Origin of the sequence: Pseudomonas sp. ADAK21, assembly GCF_012935735.1 — a bacterium.
Taxonomy (GTDB): domain Bacteria; phylum Pseudomonadota; class Gammaproteobacteria; order Pseudomonadales; family Pseudomonadaceae; genus Aquipseudomonas; species Aquipseudomonas proteolytica.
This window is the reverse complement of sequence record NZ_CP052857.1, coordinates 3,551,041-3,570,853: the sequence shown is the minus strand read 5'-3', so window position 1 is coordinate 3,570,853 and position 19,813 is coordinate 3,551,041. Positions and strand designations below refer to the sequence as shown.

General features: G+C 59.3%; 6 protein-coding genes. All 6 read left to right on the top strand.

The genetic code is table 11. The features are described from left to right. The first annotated feature begins 742 nt into the window (after positions 1-742). A complete protein-coding gene (locus tag HKK57_RS16120; protein ID WP_169390414.1) occupies positions 743-4,288 on the top strand; it encodes a Tc toxin subunit A in 3,546 nt (1,181 codons plus the stop codon). A gap of 9 nt (positions 4,289-4,297) precedes the next feature. After that, positions 4,298-9,160 carry a neuraminidase-like domain-containing protein gene (locus HKK57_RS16115; protein ID WP_169390413.1) on the top strand — a complete coding sequence of 1,621 codons (4,863 nt, stop codon included), beginning with the start codon at positions 4,298-4,300 and terminating at the stop codon, positions 9,158-9,160. After that, positions 9,157-13,761, top strand: a complete 4,605-nt coding sequence (locus tag HKK57_RS16110) for a SpvB/TcaC N-terminal domain-containing protein (RefSeq protein WP_169390412.1) — start codon at positions 9,157-9,159, stop codon at positions 13,759-13,761. The genes HKK57_RS16115 and HKK57_RS16110 overlap by 4 nt, the downstream gene beginning before the upstream one ends. A 39-nt stretch (positions 13,762-13,800) precedes the next feature. Next, the gene (locus tag HKK57_RS16105; RefSeq protein WP_169390411.1) at positions 13,801-16,551 is read left to right on the top strand and encodes an RHS repeat-associated core domain-containing protein; all 2,751 of its coding nucleotides are present in this window, start codon (positions 13,801-13,803) and stop codon (positions 16,549-16,551) included. An 82-nt stretch (positions 16,552-16,633) separates the two neighbouring features. After that, entirely contained in the window at positions 16,634-18,400 is a 1,767-nt protein-coding gene (locus HKK57_RS16100; protein WP_169390410.1) for an ATP-binding protein, read from the top strand. Next, positions 18,394-19,728, top strand: a complete 1,335-nt coding sequence (locus HKK57_RS16095; RefSeq protein ID WP_029295434.1) for a sigma-54-dependent transcriptional regulator — start codon at positions 18,394-18,396, stop codon at positions 19,726-19,728. The genes HKK57_RS16100 and HKK57_RS16095 overlap by 7 nt, the downstream gene beginning before the upstream one ends. Positions 19,729-19,813: the final 85 nt, after the last annotated feature.

Here is a 19,813-nt window from a genome sequence, read left to right as displayed (position 1 = left end):
TGACCGGTCCCTAAAGGCGGCCTGATTCCGGCTTGGTACAGCGGCAATAAATCGACCTGCGCGCCCGTTACCCCGGTACCGCGAAGGGTGGGATAAGGCGTCCACTGCGTGCCTGGGCGGGTTATGACCGGAGGCGCCAACACTTGAAATACCGGCGTTACATAAGCCCAGGGGCTATAGGATGTCGCTTGGAACTCAACCCTTACCGAAATAATGGAAACTGCCTCCGCTGGAACTTCCACGGTGGCCCTCACCTCAGAACGCCAATGCGCCAATAAAAAATAAGAGGTGAAAGAGTTAGCGACTCTGCGCATATGCTGCTTGCCAGCGCTATCCCTATAAATAAGCTCCACATTCCATTTATGTATCGGAGTGCCCAATGCCCACCCACTGGCCCTAATGACAAAACGCCGTCCCACACTTGCGTTGGCTCTGGGCTCGCTGATATCAGGGGTCGCCCAAAAAAACAGCGGGCCTATCCCTCTCTTACCGTCAGGCTGACGTGCTTGCACAGTGGTGTTGGCGCGAGTGTCGCTCATGGCAGGGTACTCCGGTCGCTAACGCCTTCATCGATGTCGCCGGTATATACCGATGCGCGCCCCTTCAGCACCTGTGAAATCTACCAGTTACGACGAATGGCTAAACTCGCGACCTGTCAAGTTTCACAGGTTACAAGCGATTTTTTCTCCACTACCTTGGACCTCGACGTCTCAGTTCCCTTCTCCCGTTCGGATGAGAACCCATGGCCAGCACACGCAACGTTCTGCTCAAGCACCTAGTCGCTGCTGACGCCCAGCCGGTCAAAGGCCAAATGACGTTCGAGGCGGCCCTCAAAGTAATGGACGTGACGTCGGTCTTCGATATCGTTCGATTGTCCCGACCGGACTTCATCCGACAGTTGGCCCTGCACAGCAACGCCAATGGTGCGCAAGCCTACGACAACGCCATGGCCTACGCCTCTGTGCTCGCGCGCCTATACCGCGAACACCGGACGTCGTCGGGCGCATCCCACCCGCTGGCACAGCGCGACGGCGTCAGGGCACTGGTGCCCTATGGTCCGACCTACGCCAATCTATTCAAGGAAAACTGGAGTGAGTTCTGCAAAGTCGGAGCTCTGGCCGCTAACAACTCACCCGGCGCCTATCTGAGCGCACTTCGCGTGTTCATCAAGCAACTGGAAAACACCAGCAGCGATACCTCTCGCCTTTTGCTGGACCGGCGTAGGCCAGACCTCAAGGAGCTGTTGATCACCCACGAGAGCACCTTCACCCCCCGCCCAATGCTGGAGATCGTCAACCAGGTGCTGGGCGCTAATCTGCGTCAATATCTGCAACGCGTACCGGCAGACCAAAACAAGACGGTGCACACGGTACTGACTGAACGCCAGTACCCCTTCGAGCTGCCCTACAACTACTACCACCAGCAATGCCTACTGGGCCTAGCGGGAAACAAACCTCGGCTGGGTGAGCTCAGTTACCAGATCAGCGACCGGCTGCCGATTGAACAGAACGCCTTCAACCATTACGGCGCCGTGCAACATCCGTCGATGCGGGCCCAGCAATTATTAAATGGGCTGAGTCCACAACAGCAGGCACTGTTGATCGCAGCTTCGCCATTCAGTCATTTTTACCTGAACCGCACTCACCTCGTCGCAGGATGGAAAAGTCCGGCCAACTGTCATCTAAGCCCTCATGCTCCTTTCCCGATGGCTTATCTACTGCCGACGGGACAGCCGGATGTCGGCGTAATCACACCGGCATTGAACGTCCCTGTGTTAGCCGCCAGCGGTTCGAATAATGTCCCTCTGACCTTTCGAAAGCCCGGACAGACCTCAACACATACCGCGACGATTCAATTTGCCAACGCCACCCCTGATAACACCACGCTTTACCGATTCAACTCGCTACAACAGGCGTCACAGGCGAGCCTGTGCGTTAACTTCAAGGCCGTTGGCACGCTCCCCGTACCCACTGCAACAGGCTATACCGCCACATTCGATACACTCATGGCGACGGGTACGATAGCGGCCCCTGTCAATACCGCCAGGCGCCGCTTCACATTGAGCCTGGATGAGCAATACCAGGCGAATGCCCAAGAAAAAGCTTATTTCCTAAGCCTCTACGGCATTGAAATCTCAGGCGCCAATGCCGGCACGCTCACCGACCTCAACATCTTCATGCAACATACGCAGCTACACGCCGAGCAAGTGGAGATGCTGTTGTCGCGGCGCACCTACGCGGTACGCCTGTCGCCCAACTGCCTCAGCAAAAACCTTCAACACCTTGGCCTGCGCGGCAACAGTGACTGCCCTTTTCCCCATGCAAACCACTATGGGGCTTGCTACGTCAACGGCCAGGGTACGGATGGATCCGAGCCGGGCAGCACAGACCTCTCACGCAGGCGCAATCAGTTCGACAACGCCATGGATCTCGTACAGGAGGAAGTCGGTGACGGTAAGACCTGGCATCTGACCAAGACCTCCCTGGACCGTTTTGACCGCCTGCAACGCATGATTCGCCTGCAGCGCTGGACCGGCATCGCCTTCTGCAAACTCGACACATTGGTCGTCAGTGCCATGCGTGCCGAAGGTAAAGAAAACCTGGATTTGCAACTCAACGACAATACCCTGCGGGCACTCGGCGTCTACCGTCACCTGAATCAACGCCACGGCATCGACCCTCAGGAGTTTGCCGCGTTCATGCATTACCTCACCCCCTACACGACGGTCAGGGATGAGCTGGCGTTGTTTGACCAGGTGTTCAATGCGGTCCAGCTCTTCGACACGCCGCTGGTGCTGGACCATGGCGTATTCACCGTCACCGACACGGCATACGCCGCGCGTAAAACCGTGCTGCAACTGTGCGCGGGCCTGGGCTTGAGGCCGACCGATGATGAGTTCCTGCTGATCGCCGCCCACACGCGTAGCCTGTTGGGCAGTCTCAAGCGCGACCTGGCGACCGTGTCCTCGCTGTATCGCCAGGCACGTATCGCCAGGCTCTTTGGCTGTACGGTTGCCCAGTTACTGACGCTGGCCGGCCTACTTGGCGGCCAACCGTTCAGAACCGCGCTGGCCAGCGGTGCGCTGCGCGCCCCCGCCAACGTACACACGCCGGATATTCTGGACGTTTTGATGCAGTTGCAGTGGGCCTTCGACTGGCTCGCCGACAGCCATCAAACCATCGCCCAATTGCAGCAGCGCCTGGGAGCTCCCGTACCGTTGGTACACATTCACGGCGCTACACAGGACACCGCGCCAACCCCGAGCGCCGAGCCCGAACCTGTAACGGATGATATGCGTGCCCGCCTGAACACGCTGCAGGCCGATACCGTTCGCAGCGCGGTCACCGCTGCCGAGGTCAAGACATTGAACCTGCCCGCGTACAACACTGACAATGCGCCAATGGACTGGCTTGCCTTACTGAACGGCGCACACATACTGGACGCCGCAGGCCTGCTGCCAGGGCTTGACCGTGAGTTGACCCTGGTGGACGAACCCCAGGTTTGGTTAAGCCGTTCACTTGACACACTGCTGGCCGCGCAAAAACTCAGCGATGCCGCCAAGCAGTCCAGCAAGCAGCAACTCCTCGCCCTGCTGCTGAACGCCCATGACCGGCAAACCCAACTACTGGCGGATCTTTTCCAAGAAGTCGCCCAACTGCCGGCAGAACGTGCCGTGGCCGTGATCAACTGGGCGAAAACGTCGGTGTATGCCGTGCTGCTCGATGCCCAAGACAACGATAACGCGCTGATAGAGCAGGTCCAACGCATTACCCGGCACGCTGAAATCGTTGTGCAACTGCGCTTGAGCAACCGCGCGTTACGCCTGTTTGTCTGCAATCCCCAGTGGCTGGGCGACTACTCACTCACCAACAGCGAGCCCAGCCTGGCGGATCTGTACCTGTTCGAGCGCTTGAGTCATTGGTTGTATGCACAGGACAAACCCGAAGACACCCTGCTCAGCTACTTCAGCCTCGCCAACCCCGTGCTGAAGCGCCCGACAAAAAAAATCCGTCAACAACTCGCCACCGACGCCAATCTGGAGCTGGCTCGGCTACTGGGTTGGTCGACAGAAGAGGTCGCAGTACTCACCGCGCGCCTGCCCGATGCCATTGCCAAGTCGATGGCCCAGGTGGATTGGGTGCGCCGCTGTCAGGCAGCCTGCAAAGCCAGTGGGCTATCGGCCAAAGCGCTGCTGCAAGCCACCGCGTTGCAGGTCGACAGCAGCCTGGATGACTGGAAAATGCTGGGCGACGCCGTGACGGCCGCCAATACCCAAATGCAAGCGTGAGGTGGAACGATGGCGACTTCCTTCGACGGCACACTCAACGAATCCCTGCGCGATGCCATGCTCGCGATGTATTTGCACGAAGCCGTGCCGAAGGATGCCTACATCATCGAACAAAACCTGGTCGATCGTATCAAGACGCCCAGCGACCTCTACGAATACTGGTTGCTGGATGTATTGGTCAGTCAAAACGTGCCCACCAGCCCGGTCGCATGCGCAATTGCCAGTCTGCAACAACTGGTCAACAGCATGATGTTGAACATGGAACCCGGTTATCGAGACAACAGCCTGAGCACCGAGCAGGTCGACACCTGGCAGACGGTGCTCAATCACTATCCGATCTGGGCAGGGTTGCAGCAATTGCAGGATTTTCCGGACATCTACCTGGACCCGACGCTGCGTAAAACCAAGACCGATAGCTTCAAGCAGTTTGAAGCCGACATCACTCAGGCCAAAATTCAGCCTGACACCATCATTTCAGCCCTCATGGCCTACCTCGCGCGGTTCGAGGAAATTGCCAACCTGAACATCTGCAATGGCTATATCGACGGTGACGATTTCGCCAACAGCACCTACTACTTCATCGCCCGATCGCCGGCCGAAAATGCTTATTACTGGCGCTCACTGGATATGCGTCAACGTCCGGCAAAGGCCGCGGCGTCACGGGCCGGTGAGGCTCCCTTCAAGTATGACAAGCCGTCGCCCCATGCCTGGACAGATTGGCAGAGGGCCAATGTACCGATCTCCGATAAAGTCCTTGAACATACGATTCGCCCCTGCTGGTTCAACAATCGGCTGTTCGTGGTGTGGGCCCAGGTGGAGTACCCGGACACAGAATTTTTCAGTCCACAGGCGCGGGAAGGCACAGCTCAGGAAACCAGCAAGCCCTACCCGCTGTTCCGCCTGTACGCCAGCTACAAGAAATACGACGACAGTTGGAGCACCCCCCGTGTGTATGCCGAACACACCTGCAAGACACCTGGCCTGATCATCCAGACGCCCGAAGAGATTGCTGCACACACCCATACGATCGCGGTCTACGACCACTCGACCTCTCCTGAGTCACTAGTACTGATGGTGTACAGCGGCTACCGACAAAACGCCGACCCTAGCGGAGACAAAGATCAATACGACTTTTTAAGGTCGGTGCGTGTCGACAAAAATTACAAAGTCACGCCATTGTTTCCCGCCGCTGGCAGCGTTCTGCCGCCTTTTTCCGAGGAAGCTCTGGAACAAGACTCGAACAGAGATCACGTGCTGTTGATCGGCCATACCTTCGCCAGTAATCAAAAAAATCAAGGCCGCTTTCAATACTGGCTCCCTTCCAGCGTCCCGGTTTTTGGCTCCCTCGTGCACGGCAATCCACCTGTCGATTCGACACTCTGGAATTTTGAGCAACTGCAATCGAATGTCAAAACGCTCGAGAAGGACGTTGATATTGCCTATGACCGGAAAAACTCAAACATCGAATTGAACGTGCGCCTTCAAGGCAGCTTCGAGCATGTAAGAGAGGAGAATTTCATCCTTTTCGAAGACGATCAAAACACGCGCCCGGTTCTGGAAATAAAACTGACCTTTAACGAAACCAGCTTGCACAAGGGGTCGTATACGCTACTACCCGGTTCTGAATTGATACCTCTCGACAGTGATTTTTTTGACCGCCAAGGTGGGGTCTACCTAATTTACGTTTACGCCTCTCGAATCGTGCACGCCATAATTCTCGCAAATGACGGGAAAGATAGGTTTGAGTTGCCCCGTACAGCTGCGGGGCAAACAGCCTCCCTGGCGGGTAAACGTTTGGCAAAAAAAGGCCTTGAGCTGGCGAAAAAAAACCAGGCGTCATTCGATGTAGCGCGCCTGAAACCCGATGAATCCTATCTGGCCGTCAGCAAAAACAGGCATCACACAAACGCGGGGCCGTTTTTTTACCAGTGTTTTGTCGGCCATCCGCTGGATGTCCAAACCAGCACACTCCCTACGACCTTTGCGCAAATACGCCCGCTGTACGCGAGCGGCATCGAACCTGCCTTGCGCAAAGATTCCTGGCTTAGCTACAGCTTTTCCATCGACCAAGTCACCCATCAGGCCGGCGGCTGGCCAGTGATTTGGCCCGAGAAACAAGAAGACATCAAAATTCCGTTGATCTATGGAGTATTGATCTATGAAGAACGTGCAGCGTTTCCCCCCATGCATCTGGTGGGTGGTGCATTAAAAACTGCGGCCATTACCTGGGGCGCCGAACTCAACACCGAGCTTCAGATCGCTCCCAGCATCAACAGCCTGACGGACCCGACCCAAGGTGACAGTCCGTCCCTGGGCAGGGCGCAGTTCATTGACTTCACCGGCTCCGCCATTGCGTTCAGCGATGGCGAGTTGAGCCACAAAAAGCCCCTGCGGCGTGACCCCATCCGCATGAACACGACCTTCGTGCGCCATCTGATCGGCTTGGCCGAATCCAGTATGGAGTCCCTGCTCAACTGGAATACCCAGCATTTGCCCGAACCGCCGATCGGGGGCAGCCTCGGTGCCGAACCCATGGATTTTTCCGGCGGGTATTCCCTGTACTTCCTGGAGTTGTTCCTGTACTTGCCATGGCTGGTGGCCCACCGCTTGAATCAGGAACAACAGTACGACGACGCTAAACGCTGGCTGGCCTTTTTGTTCAACCCCGCGCGCCAAAGCAATGAGCAGGGACACCCGGGATACTGGCAGTCCGTACCACTTGAAGAGGCGGTATGGCCGACCCAGCCAGATCCCAGCCAGGCGGTGCTTTATCCCTACGACCCACACCGGATTGCCCTGAGTTTCCCGGTGCATCTGCGCAAGGCGTTGTATGGGCTCTACATCGATATCGAATGCAACCAGGCCGATGCCGCTTACCACGAGCTCACACCCGACGGGTTGGCGCAAGCCAAGCTGCGCTACACACATCTGCTCGATATGCTGGGACCACGCCCAGATGTAAGACAGGCAGACGACTGGGTGCCGGTGACGCTGGATCAACTGAGTACCAGCATCAATCCACACCTGCGCACGTTCGAGCAGCAGTTGATCAATGCTCAGCAATCACTGCACAAGCATCCGCCGGTACATGTCGGCCCCGCCGCGGCCTCGCCTCAGGCACCACTGCTGTGTCTGCGAGCGTTTACGGCGACGCCCGAATTATCCGCCCTCGACAACCCTTACCTGCGTCGTCCATTCAACCCCGAACTTATCCGGCGCTGGGAGCGGATAGAAAGTCGCCTGTACAACCTGCGGCATAATCTGAACATAGACGGCACCCCCTTGAATCTGCCGCTGTTTGCCAGCCCGCTCGACCCTCGCACGCTCCTCAGCGCCCAGCAACAAGGGCTCATCGGCCCAGGGTTGAATCGCTCGCTGACGCCACAGATTCCCCATTACCGCTTCAGCGTCATGTTCGCCCTTGCCCAAAATGCAGTCGACGGCGTGATTCAATTCGGCACGACCCTGCTCTCGTTGATCGAGCGCAAGGAGCAGGCGCAATACCTTGAGTTGCAACAGCGACAGGCGTGGAATCTGGCACGCGTTGCCGTTGATATCCAACTGCAACTGGAAAAAGTAGATGAGGCCAACCGAGAGGCTATGCGAGCCTCCCTGCACATCGTCCAAGGACGCGTCAGCTATTACGACAAGTTGATCAACGATGATGTAAGTGTGGGGGAAAGGCTCGTCGGCGGCCTGCTGCTCAATGCCCGGGTGGCAGAGACCGGCCTGCCAGCGCTGGGTGCTGAGGCTGAATTCTCCAAGCTACCACCGAATATTTTTGGTTTTGCCGTTGGTGGCCAACGCATGGAAGGCGTCTCGCAAGTGCCCATGTATCTCTTGCAAGGGCTTTCGAGTGCCTTGCACGGCCAGGCCGAGGTCCTTGCTCAACATGAACAATTCCGGCGCCGTACCCAGGAGTGGAACCTGGCGCGCGACCAGGCAAAACTGGAGTCGAGGCATATCGAGATGCAACTCAAGGTCCTCGAAGAACAACACCGCGCGACACACTTACAACTGCTCCAGGCACAAACCGCGCTCAACCAGGCCCAAGCCACCCATGCGTTGCTGCTGGGCAACCAACGGTTCAGCCAGTCACAAACCTATGACTGGCTCAACAGCAAATTCAGCGGTTTCTATTACAGCGCCTTCAACGCAGCGCAATCCATCTGCCAGGCTGCCGAAGCCTGCTGGCAATACGAAACCTGCCAGTTCGACCAGACCTTTATCCTTCCTGGCGCGTGGAACAACAGCTACCGCGGTCTGGGTGCAGGTGAGGCGCTGAAAATGGGTTTGCAACAGATGTACCGCGAATACGTGCAGCACAACGTGCGGGATCTGGAAATCCGTAAAACCCTGTCGCTCAAAGACCTCAAGGCCAGGGACCCGGACTCCACGCTCAACAAAAGCTGGGAAGAGGTCAAAGCAGCACTGCTCAACACCGGCAGTTGCGAATTCGAAGTGACGCAAAAAATGCTCGACGATGACTACGATGGGCAAAACCATTACCTGCGCCGCATAAAAACCATCAGCGCGTCCTTCCCTGTCGTGCTCGGGCCTTATGAAGACATCAGGGCAATTCTGACGCAGTCCTACAGCAAGGTTGAACTGTTACCTTCCGTGGGCACAAACATCAGGGAAAACCTGAAGGCCAACCAACAGATCGCGCTTTCCCATGGGGTTAACGATGACGGTCAGTTCCAACTCAACTTTCAAGATGAGCGCTACCTGCCGTTCGAATACACCGGAGCCGTTTCCCGTTGGCGTTTGACCTTTCCAAACGCGCCGGCACAAAGAGGGGCCCTGAACTCGCTGACCGACATCATCTTTCACCTCAGCTATACGGCAAGATCCGGCGGGAGTATGCAATGACGGGGCAAACACCGCTGCAGATTGAATCGCCCGCCCTACCCAAAATGGGCGGCAGCGTCCAGAGCATCGGCAAAGGCTGGGGGGCCATCGGCACCGGGGGTGAGGCCGGCCTGAGCGTGGCATTGCCGATTTCCCAGGGACGAGGGTTTGCTCCGACACTGGAGTTAGGCTACAGCAACCAGGCCGGCAATAGCATGTTCGGCATGGGATGGACCGTGAACGTCAATGCCATCACCCTGCGTACCACCCAAGGGGTGCCGCACTATGACGGTACCGACCAGGTGGTCGGGCCCGATGGCGATGTATGGATGCCTGAGCGTGCCGATGACGGCAGCCTGATTGCCAGCACCATCTCGACCTACAACGGCGTCTACACCGGCGCGCCACACCAGGTGGTGCGCCACTGGCCCAGGGTAGAAGGCGAACATGCGCTGATCGAACATTGGTCCTGCGCCGAGGATCCGTCTGGGTTCTGGCTGGTGCACAGTGCAGACGGCGGCCTGCACCTTTACGGCAAGAACGCCGAGTCACGCCGCTTTGCCCCCCTAGCCCCGGAACATGTCGGTGCCTGGTTGATCTGCGAGAGCCTCAACCCCTTCGGCGAACATATCGTCTATGAATACAAACACGAACAGGACCCCCCTGCCCCGCCGGACATGCGCGATTATCGCGCCCAGCGTTACCTCAAGCGTGTCCACTATGGCAACGCAACAGCCTACGAGCATCTATACGGCTGGATCGAGGACAGTTGGAAGCAGCAACACTGGCACTTTCACTTGGTATTCGATTACGGCGAGCACAGCACCGACCCGCAGGCCGCCCCCACCTTTGACGAACAGCGTGCCTGGCCCGCGCGCGCCGACCCCATCTGGAGCCAAGCCTATGGCTTTGAAATAGGTACCCGGCGCCTGTGCCGGAACATACTGATGTTCCACGCATTTGCCGGTGAACTGGGGCCGGTGCCGGTGCTCGTGCAGCAACTGATGCTGGAACATCGACAGAGCCCGTGGGGCTACAGCCTGCTGGCCGCCACCCATGCGCTGGCATACGACAGCCTCGGACAGGCGGAGCGCCGGCCACCGACCGAGTATGACTACACTCCCTTCACCCTGTCCCCCAGCGCCCCAGGCTGGTGCCGGTTCGACGCGATGCCGGGGCTCGACGACGGCTATTCTTACCAACTGGTGGACTTGTACGGCGAAGGGCTGCCAGGAGTGCTGTCTTGCCAAGACAAGGCTTGGTATTACCGCGAACCTCTACGTGACGCCACCGGGGGCGACCAGCTGCGTTATGGCGAATGGGCGCGCCTGGAACATATCCCCGTCGCCAATACCGGCAAAGCAGTCCATCAATCACTGGCCGACCTGACCGGCGACGCCAGGCTCGACTGGATCGTGTCGGCGCCCGGCATGCATGGCTACTTCACGCTGGACCCCGATCGCGAATGGTCACACTTCGTGCCCTTCAACGCGTTTCCCAAGGAATTTTTTCATCCTGCCGCGCAGATGGCCGACCTGATCGGTAACGGCCTGAGCGACATGGTGCTGATCGGTAGCCGCAGCGTGCGCCTGTATGCCAACCGACGTGACGCGGGATTCGCGCCGGGGCTCGATGTACCTCATCCGCAGGACCAGTACGAGGGCGATGAGCTACCGCTTGCAGGTACCAGTCCCACGCAGTTGGTGGCATTCGCCGATGTGCTGGGAAGTGGCTCCGTGCAGTTGGTGCGCATACGCCACGATGAGGTCAAATGCTGGCCGAACCTGGGGCACGGGCGTTTCGGCAAAGGGTTTGTGCTATGTACGCTGCCCTTCAACTCTACCCAGTTCAATGCTGAACAGATACGGCTGACGGATCTTGACGGTTCCGGCGCGGCCGATCTGATTTGCCTGACACCCGATGCCGTCAAAGTATTCATGAACCACGCGGGCAGCGGCTATCTCAGCACCCCGGTGGAACTGCCTTGGCCCGACGGGGTGCGCTATGACCGTTTCTGTCAGGTCAGCACCGTGGACCTGCAAGGCATAGGATGCGCCAGCCTGGTGTTGACCGTACCCCATATGACACCGCGCCATTGGCGTTACGACTTTGTAGACTCCAAGCCCTATTTGCTGAGTACGACCTGCAACAACATGGGCGCCCGCACCCATGTGACCTACCGCAGCTCAGCCCAGGAATGGCTGGATGAAAAGCAGGAGAAACAGAGCGATGCCCTGTCCGCGCCGGTCGCCCACCTGCCGCTGACCCTCAATCTGGTTAAGCACATCGCACTGATCGACGAAATCAGCGGCACCCGCCTGACACAAAGTTACGCTTACCGAGCTGGCCATTACGACAGCGTAGAGCGCGAGTTTCGTGGCTTTGGCCTGTTGTTGCAAACCGATACCGAAGCGACGCCATCACAGCGTGTTCAAGCAGGCTTCAGCGCGCCGCTGCTGAGCAAGACCTGGTTCCACACGGGCATCGAGATAGACCCGCCCTGCGACGGCAGTAGCGTCCATGACCCGCAGGCCGTGCCCCTCAACCCAACGCTGGTGTGCACCGGCCATCCCGACGACAAAGCCACGCGATTACCCTGGGCACCGGACGAGCAGATGGCCCGCGAAATCGCGCGCAGCTTGAGTGGCCGGGTATTACGCAGCGAGCTGTTCAACGCTGACGACCCGCGCGCGCCCTATGCAGTCATTGAACACCGTGCGTGTGTTGGCATACTTCGGCCCAAGGGCCCGCACCAACCGTATGCGGTCGTCCAGCCCGATAATCTGGAAACCATCAGTTACCAATATGAACCACACATCCCCGATGATCCGCTCTGCCAGCACCTGCTCAATCTTGCGTGGGACGAATACGGCAACGTCACACATGCCGTCACCGTGTACTACGCCCGGCGCAAGACCGCCAACGACGAGCCGCCCTTCAGCGACGAACATCAACAGCAATGGTGGCGTGACGCTCATGATGACGCACAGCAAAAGTGGTACCTGACCCAGGAGAAGGCTCAGTACATTCACCACTTGGGCGAGGCGCAAGCCAACCTCCAGGCCTGGCGCCTGAACCTGCCTTACCTGGCGCGCAGCAACGCGCTGGTGCTGGAAAAATCGACCCTGAGTGCAGCCGACATCAACCATGAGAACCTGCGGGTCCGAACTTTGGACAACAGCGAATGGGCCAGGCAAGCGGTACTCACCAGCATGTCCCGTCAGTTCTACATGGACACGCTCAGCAACCAGCCGTTGGCCGAGGGCAAGGCTTCGTTTCAGGCCCTGGTCGCCCACCGTGAAAGCGCAGAACTGGACGCCAACGCTTTGGGGGCTTATGACCGACTGCTCGAAGAACGCGCCAACCCGCCGTTCAACCTCAAACAGCTACTGGAATCACCGCAAGTCGGTTACCACATCATGCAACCTTGCCTTCCCACTGTGCCGAACCGGCCCTTTCAGCACAGCGACAATGCGAAGGATTATTTGTGGTGCATCCATCAGGGGTTCCCCGAGTACGAGGGGCCAAGCGGCTTCCATGCCCTGCGCAGCTACCGTCAAACCCGCAGCCATGGCGTCACCACGTTGACCCGTGACCGTTACAACTGCTTGATCACTGCCGTACAGCTGCCTGATGGCTGTACCACGCGTATCCTCGACATCGACTACCGGACGTTGCTGCCCGGCACCCTCGAAGATGCCAATCGCAACCTTCAACAAGCACGCTATACCGGTTTTGGTGAACCGTTCGTCACCACGGTCCACGGCACTGAAAAGGGCGTACCCAGCGGGTTTCATCCCTTGGACAGCGATACCCTGACAGGCGATCGTGACCCGCGTGTCGCACTCGAAAACAAGCAGAGCGCCTTGGGTAAATTCGCCAGCGCCGGTTTCTGGGACCTGTTCAGTTGGATGGGATGTATAGACCGTGCGGTGTTGCCTTTGCCCGCATGGATGAACTGGGCCACGCAAGAAGGTTTTATCTTGCCCAGCGGACACTTTTATGACCGTGCCCGGCGCCATCTGGGCACCCTGAAAAACCCCGATGCTAATGAACGACTTCTCAAAGAACTGATTGACGCGGCGCCCCGTGAGCCGGTGTACAGGGTCACGCTGATAGCCGACCAGTTTGCGGATCAAGCAGCACCTGTGCAGATACGCGCGAGCATTACCTGCCTGGACGGCTTTGGCCGAACCTTGCAAACCAAGCAGGAAGTCGAGCCCGGCATGGCCTGGTGCGTCGGTGACGACGGCGCACTGTTGCTCAACCCCGATGGCAGCCCGAAGGAAGCGCTGGCAGCCCGGCGCTGGCGGATCAGCCAACCGGTCGAATACAACAACAAGGGGCTGGCGGTGCGTGAGTACCGTCCCTATTTCGCGGATAAATGGCGCTACATCAATGACCGCTCAATGCGCCAACACGCCCTGCATGACCAGCAGTTTTACGATGGCCTTGGTCGCCCGACCCACACGGTGCTGGCCAGAACAATGCTCCAGGGCGACCCGGCCCAGGAACAGCCATTGCGCCGCGAGACCTGGTACTGGCTGTGGAACACAGTAGCGTTCGACGAAAATGACTTGTTTGTTCCACCTGCCGCCGCGCGACGGCATCAAGTGCCTTGAGAGCATGACACCATGAACCTCTGCACACCCACCCTCAACGTGATCGACAACCGCAGCCTCAATGTCAGGCAAGTACACTATTGTCAGTTGCCCAATGCCGCTCAAGCCCAGACGCGCGTGCACCGTCGACACTACGACGCCGCCGGACACCTCTTGAGCGAACACGACCCGCGCCTGAGCGCCGCAACCCCTAATCAGACCCACCTGCACAGCCTGAGCGGCGCGCGCCTGCTCAGCCAGAATGTCGACGCTGGCTGGCGCATTGAACTGCGTGGGCAAGCCGCACAAGTGGTACGCCAATGGGACCAACGCGGCGGTCAATGGCAGACCGACTACGACCCACTGCTTCGCCCCATCGCTCGGCACGAATGGTCTGGCCAGCTACCTCGTCGCACCTTGGAGCACTTGGTCTATGGCGATAATTCGCAAACGTCAGCCCAGCACAATCAGTGCGGTCGACTGATTCAGCATTTTGATACTGCCGGCTCAGTGGCCATGCCCGACTACGGGTTGTTATCGGCGCCCCTGACTCAAGTGCGTTGCTTTGTGCAAGGCCTGGAACCGGTGGACTGGCCGCTCAGCCAACTGGAACCGAACGACCACACCACGCATTGGCAGTACAACGCGCTCAATGAAGTGCTAATGCAAACCGACGCTAAAGGTCATCGCCAGCTATACGCCCTGGATATTGCAGGCCAACTCAAGAGCGCGTCTTTGCAGCTCAGGCATGCAGCCGTGGCGCAGACTGTCATCGACACCTTGCATTACAACGCGGCAGGCCAACCACTGGGGCACAGGGCTGGAAACGGGGTGTCGAGTCATCTGGCGTTCAACCCCAGCGATGGACGGCTGGTGCATATCAAGGCGGTGAAAAGCGCTCAGGTGTTCCAGGACATGAGCTATGAATACGACAGCGTCGGCAACATCGTCTCCTTGAACGACCATGTTCAGCCCACACGATACTTTTCCAATCAGCGTGTCGACGGTTCGCGGCAGTTCACCTACGACAGCCTCAATCAGTTGATCACGGCCACCGGTGCTGAAACTGTCGGCGCCACAACCGGGCCACAATTGCCCGACCTGATCACCCCAATCGATCTCACCCGACGCAGCCGCTACACCCAGCACTACACCTATGACGACGGCGGCAACCTGACCAAGCGGGAGCACATCAGCCCGATTCCCGGCCAGAGCCACACCTGTGTGATGGACATTGCTCCCCAAAGCAATCGCGCAGTGAGCTGGGCACGCAGCGACTCGACAGCCCTTACGATGGATTACGACGTCAATGGCAATCTGCAAGCATTGCAACCCGGCGCACAACCCTTGCAGTGGAACCTGCTGGACCAATTGCAACGCGTGACGATGTTGCACCGAGAAGAAGCCGAAGACGATTTTGAACACTATCTCTACGCCAGTGACGGTCAGCGTATGTACAAATGGCGAAGCACTCGCGCCGCTTCGGTCACCCATATTCACAAGCAGTACTACCTGCCGGGGCTTGAAGTTCGCACTCAAGACGGACGCGAATCGCTGCATGTCATCAATCTGCAGGCGGGCATTGGCCAGGTGTGCTGCCTGCACTGGCCTGAAGGGGCACCCGACGGTATTGAGCAAGACGCCCTGCGTTACAGCCTGAGGGATCATCAGGACTCCAGCCTGATCGAGCTGGACGGTGAAGCTCAATTGATCAGCCAGGAAGCGTATTACCCCTTTGGCGGCACAGCGTGGTGGGCCGCTCGTTCACAAGTGCATGCCAGCTATAAGACACTGCGCTACAGCGGCAAGGAGCGTGACAGCAGTGGCCTCTATTACTATGGCGCGCGTTATTACGCCCCCTGGTTATCACGCTGGATCAATGCAGACCCCAGCGGAACCGCAGATGGTCTGAACCTGTACTGCATGGCTCATAACAACCCGATCAACAAGGTCGACGGCCGGGGGGAAAACGCCGAAATTGCCTACCTGATCGCAGGCACTGCCACCCTGGTCGCGATTGGCGCGGCGGCCCTGCTTAGCAAAAAAGCGTCACCGTCGCTGGGTGCTGAAACGGTGCTGCCACCGCTTGATTTTGAACTGCATCCGACCGAGCGGGAAAACCTGCAGGCGTTCAGTAAACAATCTCCCACTGGCCAGTCCGTAGAGGTCAGAAAGCTGGGGGATGGATCTGTATGGGCCTATAGACCCAAGAACCTCACCCACGCCACAAACCTGTCGAATGCCAGTGACATCAACTTACAAAAGCAAATCAGCAAGCCGGGTTACCCCGCCATCAAACTGCGGGAGGCCCCACCACCACCGGCGAAGAAGGCCGCTGCACCCACCCCCTACACAGCATTTGAAGTCGCTACGACAACCAAAGCCAGTTCAAAAAAAGCCGAACGCATAGCGGCTGTCGAAGAGGTTGTGCAAGCCAGCGTGCAGTCGACTTCCACCGGGCCGGTTGGCGCCGAGGTCGACGAAACTCAATTTAGACTCAGCCGCCACTTTCAAAAATGGTCCCCAGAGCAACAAGCAAAAATAACAGGTGTGCTGGACGAAATCAGAATCTCTAGGTTTGCAGCCAACAATCACAGATACAGCCACGACAGAGAAGTGGATCAAAACATCCCAGCCGAGATGGGCAAGCCAAAGGTCATGCGCGATATCCACACCGTGGACGTCACCTTCTTTGATGGCGCGGCAGGCGGGCGAGGCGATTGGCGATTGGTCATGTACCTGATCGATGGGGTGTACTACCCGCAACGCATGGCTAGCCATAGGGATATCGTCAACCGGGCCAGGAGATAGACATGCCTTGAGTGACCAAACCTGCTGCAGGCCACTGCTCACATGCTATGGTGCGATCCCCGTTTCCATCGTTAGCCATAGCATGATGCTGACTTCCCGCCCGTTGCGCTTGACGCTGTACACTTTGCTGATCATCGCTGGCGCCATTGGCGCAGCCACACTGGCCATCCGCCATGCCGAACGCCAGGCGCTGGTGGATGATGCTGCCCGCGCCAATCAGCAATTGGCCTTGTATGCCAATTCCTTGCACACCCTGATCGAACGCTACCGCGCCCTGCCCGCCGTGCTGGCCCTGGACTCGGAAATGATCCGCGCCCTGAAAAGCCCGCTGGATCCGGCGACCCAGGAGGTGCTCAACCACAAACTGGAGCGCATCAACGGTGCCGCGCAGTCTTCCACCCTGGAACTGATGGACCGTACCGGCCTGGCCGTGGCTGCCAGTAACTGGCGCTTGCCCAGCAGTTATGTCGGCCACAACTATGCGTTTCGTCCCTACTTCAGCCAGACCCGCAGCCAGGGCACCGGGCGTTTTTATGCGGTGGGGGTGACCACCGGGATTCCGGGGTATTTCCTCTCCAGCGCCGTGGTGGATGAGCAGGAACAATTCCTCGGTGCCATGGTGGTCAAGCTGGAATTTCCGGAGCTGGAGCGCGAATGGGCCCAGGGCGACGACCTGCTGCTGGTCAGCGATGCCCGGGGCATCGTGTTTATCGCCAATAAACCCGGATGGCGTTATCGCAACCTGCGCCCGCTGTCGGCCAACGATCTGGCCGAACTCCAAGCCACGCGCCAGTACGACAAGAAGCAACTGCAGCCCCTGGACACCCAGACCTTGCAGCGCTTCGACGAAAACAGTCACCTGGTCCGCGTGGCCGGCCCTGAAGGCAACGCCAACTACATCTGGGAATCCTTGCCGCTCAAAGCCGAAGGCTGGACCCTGCACCTGCTGCGCAAACCCCAGGTGGCCTTTGAAGATCACCGTAACGCCGGCCTCGCCGCGGCCGGCCTGTGGTTGGCGCTGGTGTTCCTGCTGTTGTTCCTGACCCAGCGTTGGCGCCTGGCCCGCTTGCGCCAGCGCAGCCGCGAAGAACTGGAGCGCCTGGTGCAAGAGCGTACCCAGGCCCTGCGCACCGCCCAGGATGGCCTGGTGCAATCGGCCAAGCTGGCGGCGCTGGGGCAGATGTCTGCGGCCCTGGCCCATGAAATCAACCAGCCGCTGACCACCCAGCGCATGCAACTGGCGACCTTGCGCCTGCTGCTTGATCACGGGCGCATCGACGACGCGTACCAGGCGCTGACGCCATTGGACGACATGCTCACCCGCATGGCCGCCCTGACCGGCCATCTGAAAACCTTCGCCCGCAAAAGCCCCAGCGGCCTGCGCGAACGCCTGGACCTGGCGACCGTGGTCGACCAGTCCCTGCACTTGCTCGACGCGCGCCTGCGCGACGAAGCCATCGGCACTGTGCTTGACCTGACCCGCCCGGCCTGGGTACGCGGCGACGCCATTCGCCTGGAACAGGTGCTGATCAACCTGCTGCGCAATGCCCTGGACGCCATGGCCAACAAACCGCGCAAGCGCCTGGAAATCCGCCTGCACGCCGATCAACAACTGTGGCACCTGAGCGTCAGCGACAGCGGCGGCGGCATTGCCGAGGAGCACCTGAACAACGTGTTCGACCCGTTCTTCACCACCAAGCCGGTGGGTGACGGGCTCGGTCTCGGGTTGGCGGTGTCCTACGCTATCGTGCATGAACTGGGGGGGCGCCTGAGTGTTGCCAATCAGGGCGACGGCGCCGTATTCACCCTGACCCTGCCCATCGCACTGGAGGCGCCAGACCTATGCTGAACGCGGTGATCGTGGTTGATGACGAAGCCAGCATCCGCACGGCCGTGGAACAGTGGCTGAACCTCTCCGGGTTCGAGGTGCAGCTGTTCAGCCGCGCCGAGGACTGCCTGGCGCAACTGCCCAGGGATTTCCCCGGGGTGATTCTCAGCGACGTGCGCATGCCAGGCCTCAGCGGCCTGGAGCTGCTGGCCGAGGTGCAACGACGCGATGCCGACTTGCCGGTGATCCTGCTGACGGGCCACGGTGACGTGCCAATGGCCGTCGAGGCGATGCGCGATGGCGCCTACGACTTCCTGGAAAAACCCTTCAGCCCCGATGCCCTGCTCGCCAGCCTGCGCCGGGCCCTGGACAAGCGCGGGCTGATCCTGGAAAACCGTCGCCTGCACCAGCAGGCCGATCATCGGGCCAAGCTGGAGTCGAGCCTGCTGGGGGTGTCCCGCAGCCTGCAGACATTGCGTCGCCAGGTCCTGGATTTGGCAGCCTTGCCGGTCAACGTGCTGATCCGTGGCGAGACCGGCAGCGGCAAGGAACTGGTCGCCCGCTGCCTGCACGACTTCGGGCCCCGGGCGAAGAAGCCGTTTGTCGCGCTCAACTGTGCGGCAATTCCCGAGCAACTGTTTGAAGCCGAACTGTTCGGCCATGAAAGCGGCGCCTTCACTGGCGCCCAGGGCAAGCGTATCGGCAAGCTGGAGTACGCCGACGGCGGCACGTTGTTTCTCGACGAGATCGAAAGCATGCCCCTGGCCCAGCAGGTGAAACTGCTGCGGGTGCTGCAAGAGCAGAAGCTTGAGCGCCTGGGCTCCAACCAGAGCATCAAGATCGACCTGCGCATCATTGCCGCGACCAAGCCCGACTTGCTGGACGAAGCCCGCGCCGGGCGGTTCCGTGAGGACCTGGCCTACCGCCTGACCGTCGCACAATTGCGCCTGCCGCCGCTGCGCGAACGCCGCGAAGATATTCCGCTGCTGTTCGAACACTTTGCCCAGAGCGCCGCCGAGCGCCTGGGCCGCGCGGCCGCCCCCCTCAGCGGGCCGCAGCTGGGGCGACTGCTCAGCCATGACTGGCCCGGCAACGTGCGCGAGTTGGCCAACGCTGCCGAACGCCAGGTACTGGGCCTCGGTGAGCCGGAGCCGGAGGGTATCGAGGCCGGGCAGTCCCTGGCAGCGCAGCAGGAAGCGTTCGAGGCGCACTGCTTGAAAGCCGCGCTGACCCGGCACAAGGGCGATATCAAGGCGGTGCTGGCCGAGCTGCAACTGCCACGGCGTACGTTCAATGAAAAGATGCAGCGCCATGGGCTGACCCGGGAAATGTTTCTGTCGATGGACTGAGGGGGGCTGCTGGAGGCCTCATCGCCGGCAAGCCAGCTCCTACCGAATGTATTCGCAAATCAAAATGTAGGAGCTGGCTTGCCAG